The organism is Psychrobacillus psychrotolerans (genome assembly GCF_900115805.1).
Classification (GTDB): Bacteria; Bacillota; Bacilli; order Bacillales_A; family Planococcaceae; genus Psychrobacillus; species Psychrobacillus psychrotolerans.
Window position 1 is genome coordinate 391,451 of sequence record NZ_FOXU01000002.1, and the last position, 20,132, is coordinate 411,582.

At 36.7% G+C, this 20,132-nt stretch carries 17 protein-coding genes; 1 reads left to right on the plus strand and 16 read right to left on the minus strand.

Annotation, left to right across the window (positions count from 1 at the left end):
• Window positions 1-291: 291 nt before the first annotated feature.
• Entirely contained in the window at window positions 292-732 is a 441-nt protein-coding gene (locus tag BM260_RS06945) for a hypothetical protein (RefSeq protein ID WP_093536430.1), read from the minus strand.
• Window positions 733-847: 115 nt separating this feature from the next.
• Window positions 848-2,230 (minus strand): Mur ligase family protein, encoded by a 1,383-nt coding sequence (locus BM260_RS06950; protein ID WP_093536432.1) that lies wholly within the window; start codon window positions 2,228-2,230, stop codon window positions 848-850.
• Window positions 2,231-2,379: 149 nt separating this feature from the next.
• Between BM260_RS06950 and BM260_RS06955 the strand changes: the two genes are divergently transcribed.
• Window positions 2,380-3,606, plus strand: coding sequence for an ATP-grasp domain-containing protein (locus BM260_RS06955; protein WP_407691704.1), 1,227 nt, complete (start codon window positions 2,380-2,382; stop codon window positions 3,604-3,606).
• A gap of 691 nt (window positions 3,607-4,297) precedes the next feature.
• Here BM260_RS06955 and BM260_RS06960 read toward each other — a convergent pair.
• From BM260_RS06960 to BM260_RS07025, 14 genes are all read right to left on the minus strand, one after another.
• A complete protein-coding gene (locus BM260_RS06960; protein ID WP_093536436.1) occupies window positions 4,298-6,466 on the minus strand; it encodes a YheC/YheD family protein in 2,169 nt (722 codons plus the stop codon).
• A 173-nt stretch (window positions 6,467-6,639) separates the two neighbouring features.
• The gene (locus BM260_RS06965; RefSeq protein ID WP_245762657.1) at window positions 6,640-7,083 is read right to left on the minus strand and encodes a CotY/CotZ family spore coat protein; all 444 of its coding nucleotides are present in this window, start codon (window positions 7,081-7,083) and stop codon (window positions 6,640-6,642) included.
• A 70-nt stretch (window positions 7,084-7,153) separates the two neighbouring features.
• Window positions 7,154-8,359 (minus strand): ATP-grasp domain-containing protein, encoded by a 1,206-nt coding sequence (locus BM260_RS06970; RefSeq protein WP_175496225.1) that lies wholly within the window; start codon window positions 8,357-8,359, stop codon window positions 7,154-7,156.
• Window positions 8,360-8,617: 258 nt separating this feature from the next.
• A complete protein-coding gene (locus tag BM260_RS06975) occupies window positions 8,618-10,279 on the minus strand; it encodes a glycoside hydrolase family 13 protein (RefSeq protein ID WP_093536440.1) in 1,662 nt (553 codons plus the stop codon).
• A 26-nt stretch (window positions 10,280-10,305) separates the two neighbouring features.
• A complete protein-coding gene (locus BM260_RS06980; RefSeq protein WP_093536442.1) occupies window positions 10,306-11,328 on the minus strand; it encodes a LacI family DNA-binding transcriptional regulator in 1,023 nt (340 codons plus the stop codon).
• A 23-nt stretch (window positions 11,329-11,351) separates the two neighbouring features.
• Window positions 11,352-12,167: a carbohydrate ABC transporter permease gene (locus BM260_RS06985; RefSeq protein WP_093536444.1), complete on the minus strand. Its 816-nt coding sequence runs from the start codon at window positions 12,165-12,167 to the stop codon at window positions 11,352-11,354.
• Window positions 12,167-13,027, minus strand: coding sequence for a carbohydrate ABC transporter permease (locus BM260_RS06990; protein ID WP_093536446.1), 861 nt, complete (start codon window positions 13,025-13,027; stop codon window positions 12,167-12,169). The genes BM260_RS06985 and BM260_RS06990 overlap by 1 nt, the downstream gene beginning before the upstream one ends.
• A gap of 122 nt (window positions 13,028-13,149) precedes the next feature.
• Complete coding sequence (locus BM260_RS06995) at window positions 13,150-14,448, minus strand: ABC transporter substrate-binding protein (RefSeq protein WP_093536448.1); 1,299 nt, start codon at window positions 14,446-14,448, stop codon at window positions 13,150-13,152.
• A gap of 392 nt (window positions 14,449-14,840) precedes the next feature.
• Window positions 14,841-15,737, minus strand: coding sequence for an ROK family protein (locus BM260_RS07000; RefSeq protein WP_093536450.1), 897 nt, complete (start codon window positions 15,735-15,737; stop codon window positions 14,841-14,843).
• Window positions 15,734-17,431, minus strand: a complete 1,698-nt coding sequence (locus BM260_RS07005) for a glycoside hydrolase family 13 protein (RefSeq protein WP_093536452.1) — start codon at window positions 17,429-17,431, stop codon at window positions 15,734-15,736. The genes BM260_RS07000 and BM260_RS07005 overlap by 4 nt, the downstream gene beginning before the upstream one ends.
• Before the next feature lie 95 nt (window positions 17,432-17,526).
• Complete coding sequence (locus BM260_RS07010; protein WP_175496226.1) at window positions 17,527-17,754, minus strand: hypothetical protein; 228 nt, start codon at window positions 17,752-17,754, stop codon at window positions 17,527-17,529.
• Between the two features lie 119 nt (window positions 17,755-17,873).
• Window positions 17,874-18,095: a YrdB family protein gene (locus tag BM260_RS07015; protein ID WP_093536456.1), complete on the minus strand. Its 222-nt coding sequence runs from the start codon at window positions 18,093-18,095 to the stop codon at window positions 17,874-17,876.
• A gap of 205 nt (window positions 18,096-18,300) precedes the next feature.
• A complete protein-coding gene (locus BM260_RS07020; RefSeq protein ID WP_093536458.1) occupies window positions 18,301-19,065 on the minus strand; it encodes a sporulation protein in 765 nt (254 codons plus the stop codon).
• A 143-nt stretch (window positions 19,066-19,208) separates the two neighbouring features.
• A complete protein-coding gene (locus tag BM260_RS07025) occupies window positions 19,209-20,129 on the minus strand; it encodes a DUF2971 domain-containing protein (RefSeq protein ID WP_093536460.1) in 921 nt (306 codons plus the stop codon).
• Window positions 20,130-20,132: the final 3 nt, after the last annotated feature.

Genomic DNA, 20,132 nt, shown 5'->3' on the forward strand with positions numbered 1-20,132 from the left:
TTAAACTAGTGGAAAATTTCGCTGGAAAGAAAACTCTTACTGGAAAAGTAGCTACCCTTTAGTTTTTTTCAAACTTCATCCAAACCCAGAAAAGCGTTGGAAAGATTTCGCTTAAAGGCCTCCTTTACCTTTGCTGAAGACTGGGTTTGTACTGAAGTATGACCACGGTGCCTTACGAAAGCTGGTCCACAGGATGTGATCATTCTGTTGTTGCGACGAGCTTTGCGCAGGAGCACCACGATACCTCGAATAGACTGACTCCCTAAAATTAGGCATCTTCACGCCTATTTATCACAGTTCCTGACAGCCTAAAGCTACAATTGAACCTTGTTCAACTGGAGCTGCGCCACTTTGGTCAAAGAATCCAGTTATTTCGAAGCTTTGCACAATATCAACGTTCGCTGTCGCAACTTGATCTCTAAAAACAGCTTCAAACGGAAATTCCATTCCATTCACAAGCCCTGTACCAGTTACAGTCACAACACAGTTTTGACCTTCTCTGTTACATACAACTGAAGTAATTTCGTTTGCAGTAAATGTGAAGTTGTTTTCATCTGGTGTTTCTGTATCCTCAAAATCTAATGACAGAGTAGAAGTAGCAAGCGTCGTAACACATACTTCCGCCAGGTACGTTAAGTTTCCTTCAATAGTACCCATCTGACCTTCAAACCGAACATTATTATCATCAGAAAAAGCATCTACAGATACTCCACATGGACAAATATTCCCCATTGTTATCCCTCCTTTCAAGTAGAATACTGTAGCATATTAAGAATCTACTATTTTTGGCAAGGCAGTTTGTCCATACAGAGCATATTAATATTTGTTAGACTTTTAAATTCCAAATCTAATTTGACTTATTTCGTAGTTTAAAAGCCAATTCTTTAATGGATTGGGAATACATATCACCTTTAATAAGAATAATTGTTTCATCATCCACAATCTCCTTTAACAAATCATAGACAAGGGTACCATTATTAAATTTATATACAGGTGATTTAAACCCTAACTCTACTAAATGGTCAGCAATTATTTTGGCATGAAATCCTATCGTTATTAATACATCAACCCCATTTTGATAAACTATATTTCCAGCTTCTTTATGGATAATGTAACCCCAGGATCCTAAATCCGTAATCGTCCCAATAATTGCTATCTTTTTTTTATCTAAACCCACTTCGTTAAGCACCTTTAATGCTGCTTCCAACGATGTCGTCGTCATACTCCAAGTATCATCCAGAACGATTGAACCATTGATACCATCTAAGACTTGAAGCTGCTTTTCATATTTTATAAACGACTTCAAACGTCTTGCAGCCTCCGTCACACTTACTCCCATTTCATAAACTGCCGCAATAGCATATAGAGCGTTGTACACTTGATGCTCTCCAAAACCTGGTACAAATACTTGATAGTTTTTATTTTTATGCTGAACACTAAACTGCATACCGTCTTTTCTGTAATGAATATTTGTAGCTTTAAAATGAGAATTTCTTTTCTTTCCAATTTTGACGATTTTCCCAGGGAAACGTCTTACATTAATTTTCCTTGTATTAAAATCATCTCCATTAATAATTATTACACCTGCAGGATCAATAATTTCGACCATTTCTCCCTTTGCAGCAATATAACCTTCAAGAGTTTTGCAATAATTAAGGTGATGAGCACCTATATTTGTAATAATTCCGATTGTTGGCTTGAAATATTCTCCTGCCTTTAAAACATCACCAGGTGCACCTACAGCGGTCTCAAATACCGCTACTTCAGTGTCTTCTTCAATTTTTAACAGATACTGTAAATAGGCTGTCCGTGAATTACTCGTGAGATTTGTGGCAGTGACCTTATGATCAATGGATAGAATATGTCTAATCATTTCTTTTGTTGTTGTTTTACCTGAGGTTCCTGTAATTGCGACTACTGGAATATCAAATAAACTTCGATAATAGTGGATAAATTTCCAATATGCTTGTTCCGAATTGATCACATTGATGACCGTTATATTGTCAGGAATCTCGTTTTCTTTATACTTCCACTCTGTTGCCAGCACTAATGGAAAAAATTCCTCAAGACTTTTCCAGTTAACAATTCTTTTACTTGTAAATAGGATTGTATTTTTGTTTTTAATTTGCTTTAAACGGTAGGCACCAAAATAGACTTTCGTTTCATCCGTTCCTTGTACTAATTCACCAGCAATAATTCCTCTAATTTCGCCTACAGTATGGGCTTTCATTGTTCTCCCCCCCCTCACTCTCATCATATGTTGTTATCAATAAGTGGATTGGATAAATTTCAAATAATTTACGTGATATATAACCATTCAAATAATTGAACTCTGTCATACATATAAGGAGAGTCTGTATAAATAAGGGAGTGAAATGTTTGAAAGCAATTATTTTTATAAGTACAAATAAGTCAGGCTCCAGTAGAGAAGCTATTAAAGCAGCTGAAAAATTGGGGTACTATACAATTCTTTTCACAAATAATGAAAAACAACTTCAGCAAAGAAAAGAGTATATTGAGGTTCATAAAATGATTTCTGTGAACACAAATAACTTAGAGGAGATGAGAGAGGAAATTTCTAAACTGTTGCTCAAAGGCATTGATATAAAGACAATTGTGAGTTTTATTGACCCATATGTTCATGTAGCATCCATTCTTTGTGATGAATTTTGTCATAACTATAATTCATCCATTGCTATTAAAATTATGGAAGACAAAGAGGAAACTCGGAAGTTTCTAAAAGACAAAGCTTACACACCGAAATTTTTATCTATTAATCCAAGTGATGTAGTTTCCACAAAGTCACTTATTGAACAGTTAAATTTACCCATCATCGTAAAGTCACCAAAATCCACGGGCTCTAAGGACGTGCTATTAGCTCGGGGGAAGGCACAATTAGAAAAATATATACAAATCCTTCGCAGTAAAAACCCTGAAGAAACTATTATGGTGGAAGAGTATATTGAAGGTGAACAATGCTTAGTAGAAGCAGTTATTTATAATAAACGAGCACATATTGTTGGAATTATTGAGCAGGAAATTACTAAAGGTAAACGATTTATCATTACAGGCTATGGAGTACTTCTAGACGTTCCAGACAATTTTAAAAAGGAATTAGAAGATGTTCTTCATTCGATTATTACTGCATTTGAGATTGAAAACGGCGCATTACATCTTGAAATTCGTTTATCTAAAAATGGCTGGAAGCTTATCGAGATTAACCCACGGATATCTGGTGGAGCAATGAATAAGATGATCCAGGCAGCATATGGATTTAGTTTAGTTGAAGAAACGCTTAAAATATTTGTAGGAGAACAACCAAACCTTACACCGAAACATAAGCAGCATGTATTCACGAAATACATTATTTCCAACCAAAAAGGCATACTGGAGAAAGTGACTGGAAAAGGAAGAGCAAGTAAATCTCCTGGAGTAGTAGAGGTCTATATAAAGCCTAAAAAAGGAACACTTATAGTGCCACCACTATCCATGGGACATCGATATGCGTATGTAATTGCCACTGGAAGTAGCTTAGTAGAGGCCAAAACGAATGCAAATACCGCAGCAGCAGAAATTGAATTCCATCTAAAAGCATACGAAAATTAGAACACCTAAAAGGTGCTCTTTTTTTTTGCTTAGTTTAAACACGGTCGATGGGTCAAAACCTGTTTCTATCGTTTCCGAAGTACTTTGGACAGACTTGTAGCTATATTATTACCGGTTAATTTTTGAAAGGCTGGTCGTGACTAACGTCACGACCAACCTTTCTTTTTTCGGTAATCTTATCGCATTTATCTGTCCATTGCCCTTCTTCAACTATAAGAAACAGGTAAGTGCGTTTTTACATAACTAAAGAAGACATCCCTTTCTATTCGTAGAGTAAGCTCTCGAAGATACAATTTCGTTCGCTATTTTGCTTCTTTATTTAGTAACTACTTACTATTTCTCTTTATTTCCACTAGTAAAAAAGGAAATCTACTTGCTTCATCCTTCTTTACAGAATAGTATCCCTAATGAGGCAGACAGCTTTTTCACTATATTAACTTTGACTACTCATATCATCTAAGCGATAGACTATGCTATATCGTACTTTTCACTTAGTTGATTGAAGTGAAAGGTGGCGAGGATGCTGAGGCAACGCCCGCGGAAAGCATCCACCTGAAACGGAAATCACTAGTATTATTCATTCTTTCAAGTTCCATTAACCCAGTGTTCACGTACATTTTTATATAATTTCTTATTCTTTAATAAAAACCGAGCAAAACGCCCGGCACTTTAAAGCCATAACCTGTTTCTGTTATTCCTTAAAGAATTTATCCAAAAAATGAACAGTATCAAACATATTCGTTTTACTTGCTCCTTTTACTAAAATAGTATCATTCTTTTTCACTATCTCTTTTAAAAGCTCATGCATTTTATCCTTATCGGTAAAATGATACGTATTTTGTGTAGGAAAGCCCCTTGCGTTTGCTTGAGCTCCAATTTCTTCTGTCCGATATCCGTAAGTGATTAACACATCAATGCCCTGCTCGTATACATAATCTCCAACTTTACGATATTCCTGCTCTCTTAAATCTCCCAATTCTCGCATTTGTCCGATAATAGCTATGTTTCGATTCTTCCCTACATTTGTAAGTACATCAATGGCGGCCTTTACGCCTTGGGGATGTGAGTGAACCGTGTCATCAATTACGGTTATGTTATCTTTGCAATCATAAACTGTTAATCTTCTTGGCGGCTTTCTAAAAATTAGACCCGCTTTTATTTCCATTGGTGTAAATCCTAAATAATCGGCAACCGCAATTGCGTTCAACGCGTTATAAACATGATGCTCCCCTAAAATAGGTATAAACATTTCAATTTCTTGGCGCTGTAGCTTTATCTTAAAGTTCATGCCGTTGTCTACATATTTAATACCGTATGCTCTATAATTGGCGAGTGATTTTATGCCAACGGTCATAATCTTGCCTTTAAATTGACTCGTCTCCAAATGTTGCGAATTATCATCATCTTTATTGATAATTAAAATACCTGTTTGATCCATGCCGTGAATTAGCTCAGACTTCGCCCGTGCAACTCCTTTAATATCTCCATCAAAGTTTCCAACATGAGCAAGACCAATATTTGTTACAACACTAATCGTTGGTTGGATAATACTACAATGCTCCGTAATAACACCTGGGTAGGCCATTCCGTATTCGAGTACAACCGCTTCATGTGTTTCATTAATTTCCTCTGCATGTTTTTTTGTATGCTCCGTTGTATTCCAATAATCCTTTGACTCAAAAATGGTCCATTTTTTAGCCAATATAGATGCAAGAAATGCTTTAGATGTCGTTTTCCCAGCACTCCCTGTTATAGCGATAATCGGTATCTCCTTTTTGACCTTTCTATTTCTCTTTTGTGCTGCAACTATTTCCTTTTTTATTTTCACTTGATTTTCTGCTACATACTTAGCGTATTTTATCGAATTTATCACTACGTCTAATTCTAAATAGAAAGCCGGTGGACATCCGGGACGCCAGTTCACCTCGTAAATCCAAATTTTCATGTTTTCATCTAATCCAATATCTATTCCTATTTCGTCAATTATTTCCCCGTATTTTACCATTTGAATTTGATCTAGATGATCAGCTAATGACAAGGAAAAATGCTCCAGCAATCGTCTAATATTAAATGCCTCTTCCTCAAATTCTTGCTGTAAAAATGGATCTAAGTAATTCGTAAATCCTCCATTATTTATATTTGCAATAATTGATCCACTAGGTGCAATTCTTGGATAAATAGTGGTGACTACCCATATACCCTCTCCGTTTTTTTGAACATGTAGCCTGAAGTCAAATACCTGACCAGATTTGGTAGTTGAATTTATATATGGCTGGACTATAAAGGTTCCTGCTGACAACTTTCCTTCCAAGAAGTTATTTAAGCTCTGCTTCGTATACGTTTGATCTTCGGAGTCCTTTCTTACTACATAGCTTTCCCCCACTTTACTGATGAAATAGATTCCTTTCCCCTTTCTTCCGTCAATTGGTTTAAAGACAACCTTATGAAAAGAGGAGATGAATTTATAGAAACCCTCCACATTCTTTACAATTTCTGCGGGAATTAAGTAGCTAGAAAATTCCTTTGCATCTTTAAGACGTTCATTGATATTCCACTTGTTACCTATCGAATTTGTTGTAAATGGTATTTCACTTTTCAATTTGTTAATAATTTCTCTAGATTTCACTAGTTTTTCAGGACTTCCGGCATTATAAATTACGTCTGGAAAAGGCATAAGTCTTTCATGCCAGTTTCCATTTTCATACACTTGACCTCGGATTGTACGGTTCACAAAATTAACTGTACCTGGTGAAAAGAAAAAAAAATTAACTCCCTCCGCTCTAGCAACGGCCGCATAAGCATAAGACTTAATAACAGTCGTGGGATTTCTGCGATGATGTAGCATTCCTATAGTTATCATTGAATTTCTCCTTTAATAATTGAGTCTTTATGGAACGTTCGTTTTATAATTTTTTACATAGCTATATATGTATTAAATTCAACAACAAAGCTTTGTATATGGACAAACGTTCAGTTTATATAAATTATCAACTAAAAATCCCTAAGAATTTTTCCTAGGGATAAGCTTGAGCATTACCATTTTGGCTCAATAATAATTTTTCTTTTGAGCATTTCAGTGTCTAACGGTTGTATAGCACATATACAAGTTACATCTACGGTCTTGCAGATGGACGTTTTCTCTAATCTAACTACGTCACAAGGAGAGGTAGTTAGATTACCTTCAATATCTAATGGACGTAGTAATGAAAGGGTTGCACTGGAATTTTCTAAGTCCACAGATTCAATTCGAAAATAGTTTGTTTCAATGTCCTCCATGGCACTATGCAAGCTCAAGAGGTCTCCCTTTTGTGTAACCAGGAGAAAGGGAATTGTATCGGTTCCTACTATTTTCGCAAGGAGGCTTCCAAAAAATTTTGTTTGTGAATTCTGCAGTAAATCCTGAAGTATTTTTAATTCTAAAAGTGCATCACAAATACAATGATTACTTTTTCTTTCATTGTTCAATTCCTTACTCACTCCCTCCCTACCTTGTTATTCTTATCATATTAAGAAGTTAACAATAGGGACGGGTAAAAGCATCTACTTTTTAAAAGGGCTCGAGATAAAATTTTATTTCCTTAGCAGCACATAAAGCAATTTCTTCCGCTTGGCCTTCTGATTCAGAAACTGCAATGATACAAGCATATCTGTCTCCCATGGAATGAGGTTTCTTGAGAACTGCCCCTACCACTGGCTTTATATAAACGTATTTGACTCCTTCATGCTCTAACGCCCGTTCCTTTCCTTTAACTTTCAGTAGTCTCCCTCTTGATTGAATAGTTATATATCTCGCGTTTACATATTTGCTCCTTGTTTTCGTGAATTCTGGTTCTTCTCCTAAATAAATAGTTAAAATTTCTTTCAGAAGATTAATACCTGTACCTTCTTCTATAATTTGGTTCATGACACCTCCGGACATTCTTGGATTTATTTCAATTAGCATCCATTCATTTTGAGCTAGCTTCATCTCCATATGACAGGAGCCGTTTGAAAATCCTAGTTCCCCCATGACGGTTGAAATATGAGATATAAGGCTTTTATATAAAGTTTCTTCTAATATTGCTGGGTACTTATAAGCACCAACAATAAACTTGCCATTGTAGATGACGTCCTGCTCCATTACCTCCATAAATTTTAGTTCATCGTTTTGGATGACCAATTCAACGAGATACTGTGACCCTTCTAAAAATTCTTCTATTAGTAAGCTATTATTAGGATATTTATCCCTCAAATATTGGATGGCATTCGTCAACTTGGCTGGTGTTTTAACCATTAACACATCCTTGGAGCCGTTTGAAACAGGTGCTTTTATGATTAAAGGAAGATGGGATATACACTTTAATTTTTGAAGGGAGTCCTCTGGACGGATTATCCAATATGCAGGAGTTATAGGGAGATGCTTTAATGTTTCTCTTAGAGTTATTTTGTTTTCCATTAAGCTTAATGGTTGGAAGGAAACTACCTTCAAACCCAGTAGTGTCGAAAGACGAGCCGCATAAGAAACATATGGATCAATGAAACTAACACATGCACATATTTGTTTACCTATTTTCTGTAGCACTAAGATTTCATTCATGACATGTTGCTCGTTCAATAAGTTGTCTATGAAAATAACTTGGTCTACTTCTAAGAAATCAAGATGACTATGTTTATCAGTGAATAAAATAACCGCGTATCCCATTCCCTTAGCAATCGTTAATGCCTCTTTACTCGTACCAAATTTATAGGCTCCAATAAATACAATCGACTTCATCACGTTAACCACCATTTCATCCATATTCTTTGTGTAATAGGATATGATGGGAAAGGTCTTATGGTCAGGAAAATATCTTCCCTCCGTTATATAAGAAAGTAACGGGATTAGACAGATGATAAGTGATAAGTAGTTTAAGAAAAACGCTGGTGTCTTTATGAAAAATCACTTGTAGAAATTGAGCCACTTGCCTTAAAATTTATAATTTCCTAAAAAAGCACAAAAAAATGTCTCGCCCGCATTGGACAAGACGTTTTTTTACACTTGATAAATTCTCGCTTCATAAGGTGCTAGCTGTAAGGTAGTTACCTTTTCATGAACCCCTACTTCTAAGTTAGCTAACAAGAGGTTCTCATGCTTATACGTAATACCTTCTATGTCCGTTACTGTAAGTGTCTCATCTGATAAATTAGAAAGAATAATTACCTTTTGTTGTCCCATTGTACGGGTATAAGCATACAACGTTGGATGACTTTCTAACACTAAATCGTATATACCGTAAGTGAAAATTCTTTCTTTTTTGCGTAATTGTATCATTTGTTTGTAGAAGTTTAAAATTGACTTAGGATCTTGCTCTTGAGCCTCTACATTAATTGCTTTATAGTTTGGATTTAGACCAAGCCATGGTGTTCCACTGGAGAACCCTGCAGATTCGTCCGAGGACCACTGCATTGGTGTTCTTGAATTATCACGACTTGTAGCTCGAATAATTCCCATCACTTGTTCATGTGATTCACCTTGACCAGTTCGGTAGTTGTATAAATTCTTGGTTGCAACGTCATTATAATCTGTGATAGAAGAGAAATCGACATTGGTCATTCCCAACTCCTGACCTTGATAAATAAATGGAGTTCCTTGCATAAAAAAGTACATTGCCGCTAATGCTGTTGCACTTTCTCTCCAAAATTCTGTGTCGCTCCCCCAAGTGGAAACAGATCGCGCCTTATCATGATTTTCTATGAATAGAGCGTTCCAGCCACTTCCCTCTAAAGCCTTTTGCCACCTAGTTAATACCTGTTTAAGACCGGGGATATCTAACTTAGTTGTTTCAGCATCCCATAGACTTAAATGTTCGAATTGGAAAATCATATTAAACTTTCCTTCTGATTCGTCTACCCATTCGGATATCTCATCAATTCCTACACCATTTGCTTCACCGACTGTCATAATATCGTATTTAGCGAAAGTTTCCTTCTTCAACTCATCTAAGAACGGCATAATTCCCGGCACATTCATATACTTTTCCCATGCTGGAACATATGGGATATCTGATACAGGGGCCATGTCACTAAATGTTATGTCTTTCTTAATATGACTGATTGCATCTACACGGAAGCCGTCAATACCCTTATCTAACCACCAGTTGACCATTGAATACAAGGCATTACGAACGTCACTGTTTTCCCAGTTCAAATCTGGTTGCTTCTTGGAAAACAAATGCAAATAATATTGTTGGGTCTCTTCATCAAGCTCCCAAGCAGGTCCATTGAATATACTAGCCCAATTGTTTGGTTCTTTTCCCTCTACACCGTCGCGCCAAATATACCAGTCTCTTTTTTCACTTAATTTTGAAGAACGTGATTCGATAAACCAAGGGTGTTCATCACTCGTATGATTGATCACTAAATCCATGATTAATTTCATGCCACGTCTATGAACTTCCTCTAACAAGGCATCAAAGTCTTCCATTGTTCCAAACTCAGCCATGATTGCTTGATAATTGCTTATATCATAGCCATTATCATCATTGGGTGATTGATACATAGGACAAATCCAGATAACATCAATTCCTAAATCTTGTAGATAATCCAGCCTAGACATTATTCCCTGTAAGTCCCCTACTCCATCACCATTTGAATCTTGAAAGCTACGTGGATATATCTGATACGCCACAGCTTCTTTCCACCAATTTTCTTTCATAATCTACCTCTTTTATTTTAATTGGTCTAGCCAATATTTTTACATGATTCTCGTTCAATTAAATTTGTTTCTACTAGATGGTGCACGACAGGGGCTTCTGTATTCTGAACTTTTTCCAATAAAAATTTTGTTGCTTCAAAACCAAGATCAAATATTGAAATATCGAGTGAAGTTAATGGAGGACTCACATAAGCAGATAAGGCATGGTTATTAAAGCTAACAATAGAAATATCCGCTGGAACTCGGATGGATAGTTCTTCTAAATAGCGAACAATTTCATATGCAACTAGGTCATCATGGGCCACGATAGCCGTAGGTGGTGCTGCTAACTGCATTAACTCATGAATACTTTTATTTCCTTTTTCTTTAAAAGCCTGATCCTGTATAAAATAATCATCTGAGTTGGGTAATTCAGCATCGATTAACGCCTGTCGATATCCCTCGAGACGGTCGGTGGATACGACAAAGTTAAGATCTCCTCCGATAAATGCAATTTGACGATGCCCGCGTTGATACAAATAATCTACCATATCATGAGCAATTTTTTTATTGTCATTATCTACATATGTAATTTCATCATCAAATTGATAAGGACGTCCCACCATCGTGAATGGGAATCTCGTTTCCTTTAAATAATTCATTGTTCGGTCATTTACACGGGAATAGAGAAGGATAATTCCATCCACTTTTCTTCCTTGTACCATCGAGACAACTTCCTCGAATATTTCATCCTCCGTGCCACCAGTGGACAGATAGATTCCATACATACTGGCATGAGCTCTAGAGCAAATCCCTCGAATAACTTCAGGAAAGAAAGGATTTTGAAACGCAAGCGTAGTCGAATGGGCCATAATCACTCCAATAGTTTTTGTACTTTTAGAAGCTAGGTTTCTCGCTTGAAAGTTAGGGTGATATTCTAGTCTTTCCATCACTTCTCTAACTCTTCGTTTCGTTTGTTCGCTGATTCGTGGATTGTCTGCAATTACACGGGAAACTGTAGATGGAGACACATTTGCCTCTCTTGCTACATCGATAATTGTAACAGTCATATGGAACTCCCTCCTTTCCTAAATTATTTTATAGCACCATCAGATACACCTTTTATAATTTCGCGTTGTGCAAAGAAGTATGCAATGATTACTGGAATAATTGCTAATGTTAGACCTGCTAAAGCAAGATGCCATTGTTTTGTATATTCTCCAAAGAAAAAGAACATTTTAAGCGGAATTGTTTCTTTTCCTTCCTGGTTAATAACCAACGAAGGAAGTAAGTAGTCATTCCAAATCCAAATGGTATTTAGAATTCCAACTGTTACTGTTATCGGTTTTAACAACGGTAGTATTATATGCCAAAAAACTTGGAATTTATTTGCACCATCTATTGTAGCTGCTTCGTCCAAAGATCGCGGAATAGAATTTAGGGCTCCGTGATAAAGGAATATCGATAAACTTGCACCAAAACCTATATACATGAATATTAAACCAGCACGATTTAGCATTTCAAACTTCCCGAAAATCGTTACAAGTGGAATCATAACTGATTGGAACGGGATTAGCATAGCTGCTACGAATACGAAAAAGATTATCGTACTAAATCTACTTTTTGCACGTGAAAGAGCATATGCTGCCATTGCAGAAAAGACAATGATAAGTGCAACACTAACTACTGTGATTAATAGGGAATTCCCAAATGTTCTAAGAAAGTCTAATTCATTAAATGCTTGCACGTAGTTATCAAATGTTGCTGAACTAGGTGGTTTTAGTGTATCTTCAAAAATTTCACGTTTCGTTTTTAACGAGTTTACGATCATTAGATAAAAAGGAGCTAGCCAGATAAGGGCTAAGAAAATCCCTAATACTTCAAGGGGAATTAAATACTTTTTACGCATTACATTTCCACCTCACGTTTCTTGCTAATATACACTTGCAATAAAGCAATTGCTGCCACAATCAAGAAAAATATAACTGCTTTCGATTGTGCGTAGGCCATTTCATAGCGACCAAAAGCTGTATTAAAAATTTCCATCGCAACCATTTGCGTTGAGTTATATGGACCTCCACCTGTTAACGACAAGTTTTGATCGTATAGCTTGAATGTATTGGAAAGTGTTAAAAACATACTAACTGTAAAAGCCGGAGCTACTAATGGGAATACAACTAGACGGAAACGTTGGAAAGGACTTGCTCCATCTATTTCAGCTGCCTCTAGCAGTTCATTTGAAATTCCTTCTAAGTAAGCAATATATATAACCATGATATACCCTGACATTTGCCAGCTCATTAAAATAACTAATGCCCAAAAACCAGTGGTAGATGTTGATAACCACCCTTGTAAACTTTCTATTCCTAACAGGGAACCAAATCCATCAAATGCCTTAGTAAATATAAACTGCCAGATAAATCCTAAGATTAATCCGCCGATTAAGTTTGGCATAAAGAAAATCGTTCTCAATAATTTATTAGATTTTAAATTGGCAGTCACAAGCAGCGCCAATGACAACCCAATCGCGTTAATAAGGAATATAGATACGACCGAAAACTTAACCGTGAACCATAGAGAATCTAGAAAACGTTCATCCTGGAACAAGGCAACATAGTTATCAAATCCGACAAAATTGTTTGTCTGAATTCCATTCCAATCAGTGAAAGAATAATATACCCCTAAAAATAATGGAGCAACTACTACTATCGTTAATGCTACTAAAACCGGCAATAAAAACAACCAATACGCTAAGTCTTTTGTGCGCATGCGCTCACCTCCAAAGTTACAACGATGCTCTTCCTCTAAACAATTTTGAAAGTAGCACCATTTTTTATCCTTTTGACAAAACAAAGTAGCACAAGTGCTACTTTGTTTAAACCAATTATTTATTATTTACGTGAAGATTCCCACGATTCTTTAGTTGCTTCTATAACTTCTTCCCAACTTGCTTCGTCGCTAAGGTACTTCTGTATTTGTACGCCCAACTCATCTTGACCCCATCCAGTTGGATAACCCATGAATGTCCAACCAATTGTTTTTCCTTGCTCCGCATATTCATACACAGCTTTTGAAAGCGGATCAGAGATTTTAGATGAATCGTACCCTTCATATGCAGGTATAAATTTAAAGTCATTTAATACTGTTTCTTTTCCAGCATCAGACGTGTATAACCAGTCTATGAATTTTTTTGATTCTTCCACTACTGCTTCGTCTGCATTGCTATTTACACCCCAGTACATTGGAATTCCTACTGGAATACTATCTCCTTCATATCCTTCAACAGGAATAGGAAGAAGTCCGATATCGTTTGCTGCGAAGTCTTCATCAATTCCTGCTATTGATCCATATACCCAGTTACCTTGCTGAATCATAGCTACTTTTTGTAGAGAGAATAATTCCTCAACTTGTTTAGAGTAATCTAAACTAACAGTTGGTTGTGCAGAGTAATCGTTTTGAAGGTCAAGAATTTTTTTGAATGCGTCGCCATATTTATAATCGATTGTTTTCGATTCATATGCTGTTAACACATTATTATCAAATTCTGGTGCAATGAAAGTGTTAGATAAATGTAAACCAGTTACCCAAGTTTCTTTCCCTGGTAATGCAAATACAGATTCTAAGCCTAGGTCTGCTTTTTGGCTATCAAGCTCTTTTACTGCAGCTTCTAAAGAAGCAAAGTCTATGATAGAAGCAGGGTCAATACCCGCTTTTTCAAATACATTTTTGTTATAAATAAAGCCATATCCCTCTTGGTTAAATGGTAGTCCTAAAACCTTCCCATCCACAGAAACTCCATCTAAAGAACCCTTTTGAGCTGCGTCTGCTGCTGCAGTGCCTGATAGATCAGCTAATTTGTCTGACCAATCTGATACATCCTGGGGTCCTCCGATATTATAAATAGCTGGTTCGTTTCCTGAGGCAAATTTCGAACGAAGAGCAGCACCGTAGTCCTCTCCACCACCGACAGTAGTAATATTAATGTCGACTCCTTCATTTTCTTTTTCATATGCTTTTGCTACCGCTTCAAATTGATCTTTAAATTCCACTTTAAATTGGAAAATGTCTATTTTTACATCTTTACTAGAATCACCACTTGAAGAATTTTCCCCATCCGAGCTACATCCTGCTAATACCCCTGCAATACCTAATGAAGCTGCTAGAAAACCTGCACGCCATTTATTCTTCATACTTTCTCCCACCCTTTTTTGTATTTGCGAAAACGTTTGCACAAAAGATTAAAAATAATAACAAAGCTTGCGAAAGCGTTTGCACAAGTTGTTAAAACAATCCTACCATATTCATAATAAGATGACAATAGTGATTTAAATATGAATTCTGTCTTTTATTTCACATAAATATTGTCATCCTATTATCTAGACGGTATCGTTTCAATACTTATTACTTCTACTAGTTTAGCAAGCTCTTCTATTGATAGAACATTTTTTTCATGTTTACAAAGTTGACCAGAAAAAGTTGAGTACGACTATGACAGATTCAGCCACTCAAAAAGGGTCTGGCCCACATTGGACAAGACCTTTTTTGAATTTAAATTATACAAAAATGTTTGTATATCTTTAGATTACTTGTTTGAATCTATTACAAGCATAGCTGCTCCCAACATTCCCGCTTCATTGCCGAAGGTTGCTCTTTTCACTTGAACTGGCTTCAGTTTTAAAGGTTCTACTTTTGCTAGAAGTTCTTCCCACCAGAAATCAGCAGAGTCAGATACTCCGCCCCCTATAACAACACAGTCCATATCTAGCACCGCTTGAAGACTAGAGATAACGATGGCAAAGTCAGATAGGAAGCGATCACGAACTGCTATTGCACCCGCATGACCATTCGCAGCTAAACGGAATACATCATGAGGTTTCGCCAATTCGTTCGTTTCTGCATTGATCACATTCTGCTCCTGAATAAGTCTCTTAATAGCTGTTCCGGATACATACTCTTCACTACAGCCAGGTCTTCCACATCCACATACTATACCGTTTGGATATAAGATTAAGTGACCAACCTCACCACCGCCACCATTTATCCCGTTCATCACTTTACCGTCAAGTACAATGCCCCCACCCAACTTTGTTCCCACTGTTAGGCAAACGACCTGTTTGTACTCTGCTGCTGCACCCAGTCTCGCTTCAGCTAGCGCAGCACAATTGGCATCATTGTTGATCTCTACAGGAAGTCCTGTTGCAGCTTCTAGTAATGCTTTGACAGGGGTGCCTTGCCAGCCTGGCATTTCTGTTTCAAATGTAATGACACCAGTTTCTGCATCTACCATCCCTCTTGTTCCAATGCCTATACCCGATATATCTGGCACATCGTTCATTATCGCAAGAATTTGCTCTTCTAAATAGGGGTATAGCGGCAATATAGTTGGTATCGTCTTATCTATCAGAACTTCACCCTGTTCGTTTACAACACCCATCCGGATTTTCGTTCCACCAATATCTACTCCCAGAACCTTCTTCAATTCCCTATCTCCTTTTCAAATGCGACCACAAACGCTTCATATGGACGGATTTCTACTATTTTTTCAGTTGTTTGAACCGTATTATAGTTTGATATTATTAGCCTATGTGATTTTGATGGCAGGTCACAAGTTTCCCACTCTAGCCGCTCTATTTGATCGGAGAAATTTGCTACTACGAGCCATTCTTCATCTGCCGACATCCGTTTATAAACAAATAAGTTAGGATGATTAGCAAGTGCTAGCTGGAAGCTTCCATCTGTAATAATATTATGCTGTTTTCTAAGCTGGATTAGCTTTTGATACGTATAAAAAATAGAATTGGAATCATTTATAGCTTGTTCCACGTTTATTTCCTCCGTATTAGGATTCATTTGAATCCAAGGAATACCTGTAGTGAAACCACCATCTGATGTCCATTGCATAGGTGTTCTTGCATTGTCTCGACCTTTAGCATAAATACCCCTCATAATGTCTTTATGCGAAGTCCCCTGCTCTATTTTTTCTTTATACATATTCAACGTCTCAATATCGCGGTAATCCTCCATACTCTGGAATTTTACATTCGTCATTCCCAGCTCTTCCCCTTGGTAAATATAAGGGGTGCCTTGTAGCATATGCAGACAGATGGCTAACATTTTAGCAGATAGCTCTCGGTATTCTCCATCGTTACCAAAACGGGATACTACCCGTGGTTGATCATGGTTGTTCCAATATAAGCTATTCCAACCCACATTATGAAGTCCATGTTGCCATTTTTCGAAATTTCTCTTCAGGTCAATTAGCTTCAATGGCTGTACATCCCACTTTCCACTAGGCCCACTATCTAAGTCCATATGTTCAAATGTAAATACCATATTCACTTCGTTATTGTCGGGGTTCGTGTAAAGACGGGCATCATCGGTTGTCGCCCCAGGCATTTCTCCTACTGTAACTACGTCATATTTACTCAACACTTTGTCATTCATCTCTTTCAAGTGTGAGTGAATTTTAGGGCCATTCATAAAATACGGGCTTCCATCTCCATATAACTTATTCGGTTGTACTTCACCATCCGGTAAGTTCATATCCTTCGAGATAAAGTTAATGACATCCATTCGGAAGCCACCAATCCCTTTTTCCAACCAATAAGTCATTAGCTGGTACACGTCCTCTCTTAGAGGCTCATGCTCCCAATTTAAATCGGGTTGTTTCTTGGAGAACAGATGTAAATAATATGAATTGGTAAGTTCATCTTTTTCCCAAGCAGACCCTGAAAATACAGACTCCCAGTTATTAGGGGGACGTCCATCCTTCCCGTCTCTCCAAATATAGTAGTCTCGATACTTAGAATCTTTTGAGGCTCTCGACTCCACAAACCATTCGTGCTCATCTGAACTATGATTAACAACTAAATCCATCACAATACGAATACCACGTTTTTTGGCTTCCTCTATAAGCTTTTCCATATCTTCCATTGTTCCAAACTCCTGCATTATGGTCCGATAGTTTCTAATATCGTAGCCATTGTCATCATTTGGAGAATCATAGACAGGACTTAACCAAAGAACATCAATCCCTAATTTTTGAATATAGTCTAGCTTGGAAATAATCCCTTGGATATCTCCAACACCATCCCCATTTGAATCCATAAAACTTCTTGGATATATTTGATATACAACACTTTTTTTCCACCAAGAATCCACTTTTTGCCCCATTTTTTTCACCATCCCAAAAGTAACTTAATAGAGTTATTCTAATCTTCTAGCATCTATTATGCAAGCGCTTGCACTAATAATTTCTTAAAGTACACCTACTCTAATACTGATTCCTCAAAGTAAATAGGGAAGTCAATAAATGTATCTCCGCCCCCGGAAGAATTTCCATTTTCATTTCTTTCAGGATATGTCGACTTATCTGAGCTATCATATGTATTCCAACCAAAATAATACGATGGAATTATTGGAGAATCATTAAATGATTGGAGTACTGGTATCCACTCCTGTGATAGTTTTATACTTCCATAAAGATTCTCTGACAACCTAATTGTTTGCTCAAGCTGCACAGCTGGTTTGTAGTGTTCTTCATATATCCATTAATTCAACAAAGCTTCCAATATTCCCTTCTAAGAGTTATCTACTAATATTTTGCATGATACCTCTATAATAGTTCGAACTTTATATTTTTCAGTCCTATGGAGTACATTAAAATCATCTCTATTAAAACACTACAACCAAATATAATAGCCAACTTACCTTTTGCTGCTGCAAATAATGCAGTTATAGCAAGTACAAATACGATTATTTGAAGTAGTATTCGAAAAGGAATAGTTACTGGGAAAGTAGCTTTTGGAGCGATAAAAGTTACCCAAAATATTGCCACGGGCTCCTATTGACCCCCTAGCTTCCTCTCCATGTTTCTTCTATATTCCTCTAATTGATCGGAAGGTTGAAACACTGTATTTCCTTGTTTAGCCACTAAACAAGCTTTCCGTTAAAAAAACGCACTCCCTATCAAAACACCTCCAACCATTTTAAAATAGTTGAAGGTGCTTATTATTTTATATGCATTGTGAATGAATTATGCCCTAGATCCCTATTGCTCTCTTTAGTTTGTCTTTAATAGTTGGAATATCTTGTGCATTAATAGTCAATCGAATGAATTTCTCGTCCATTTCAAAAGCCTCTGCAAGTAGTCCCCCAAAACCTCTTGCTCTTCGGTCAACCTGCATTAAAATTTCAGCTGATTGTGCGGACTGAGACAAAAATAGGATTTCTAGTTCATCAAGTTTCGCTTTATAGGAGCTGCTAACCGGCACAAATTCAAATTCTTGTACAAACGGATATCGACTACCTAATTTATGAGAGGCTTTCTCACATTCAACTTTTCTTATTTTAAATCCTAGCTGTTCAATTGCCTCTAAAATATGAGCCGCTATTCTTGTTGGTCGTACGTTTATATAATCTTTATCTGTAGGATCTATACTATTTTTGATATCTAACCCTGTGCTAATCCATACACGCGTGCTTCCATAAGTGACTGGCGCATCTTCAGGAAGTGTTAGTGAAAAGGGAATTGCTTTCTTTTCATTTGCCCCAATTGTAAAAGGTTCAGTGACTTTATATTTTTGAAAAGCTGCTACGTCCGTGTATTTTCGATCATTCGATTCACGAATGTATGTTGTATTTACCGTTAAGTAGATCGCATCAATCTGTTGTTCTAAGTTTCCGCCAACCACTTCTACTACACCTTGCATAATTTCACCAGCAGTAAACTCTGACTTTTCTAGTTTAGTATCTACCTTAGCTCCACCAACCCCGACACTTGCCAATACTTTATTGAAAAATGACATATACATTTCTCCTTTGATTTTAATAACATTTTTACGCTATCACATCGCAATAGGTTTCACTTTTTTTAGAAAAATACTCTGCTTCTTACTCGTCAGCTGTCCACCAACGTTCAAGGCTAGTATAAGCGCATAAGCTTTTCTTATTAGCGATAAGGAATATGCGATAGTTTAATAGGAACAGTTGGGTATCCTACATTTTTCAAATAATAATTAATACTTCTTGCCGTAAATTCATTTGTTCCTGAAGGTCCTATAATGATTTGATTGACTGGCAGTCTATTGTCATTTTGAAGTACTTTGTTATGTGTTTCTAACTCAATATATGGAAGAATAATATTATCGCGCGCGCGGAATTTCAGCTCATGCTGATATGACATGCTCCTAGAGTTGGTCACAATAATCCGCCATTCCTTTTCTTCTGAAAAAGTAGCATGTTTAAAAAGTGGTAGAAAGTATCCAATCGTTCTTGCTACTTCCTTAGGAGAGAACTGTGGCTTTACTTCACTTAGCTCTAAACTAATGAGTGAAACATTTATAATCCTACGAATAATTCTCTCTTGCAACTTATGATCGTATATCACCTTCCGTGGAAAAAAGTTTTCTTCACTTAGATGAAAAGAAACATCAAATAACGATGAAAAGTCAAAACCAATAGAAATCCCATGCTGACTTCGACTATATCCTCTCCATTGACTTAATAGGTCTCCACTTTCACAAAAGGACACGACAAAAATATCTGTGTCTTGTTCCTCTAAAATCGTAAAAACCTCTTCCAAATATGCTCTTCTGGGATTTTCTAGAGGTAACTCTTGAATAAGCTTTTGGACGATACTTTCGCATACCTCTAACCCATGACTATATTCTTTGGAATCATTCATAAATTTAATATGCGAGGCCCAAAAGGTTTTATCGCTAATAATTCCTTGTGCTCCTTCTAAATTTGTATAGTGATATAACGCCTTAATATTTTTTGTGAAGTATTTTTTAAATTCTTTACTTATTAAAGGAATAAGAGCCTTCATATCAATATTTAAAAGGTTTTTCTCTACCTCAGATTTAGACATCCC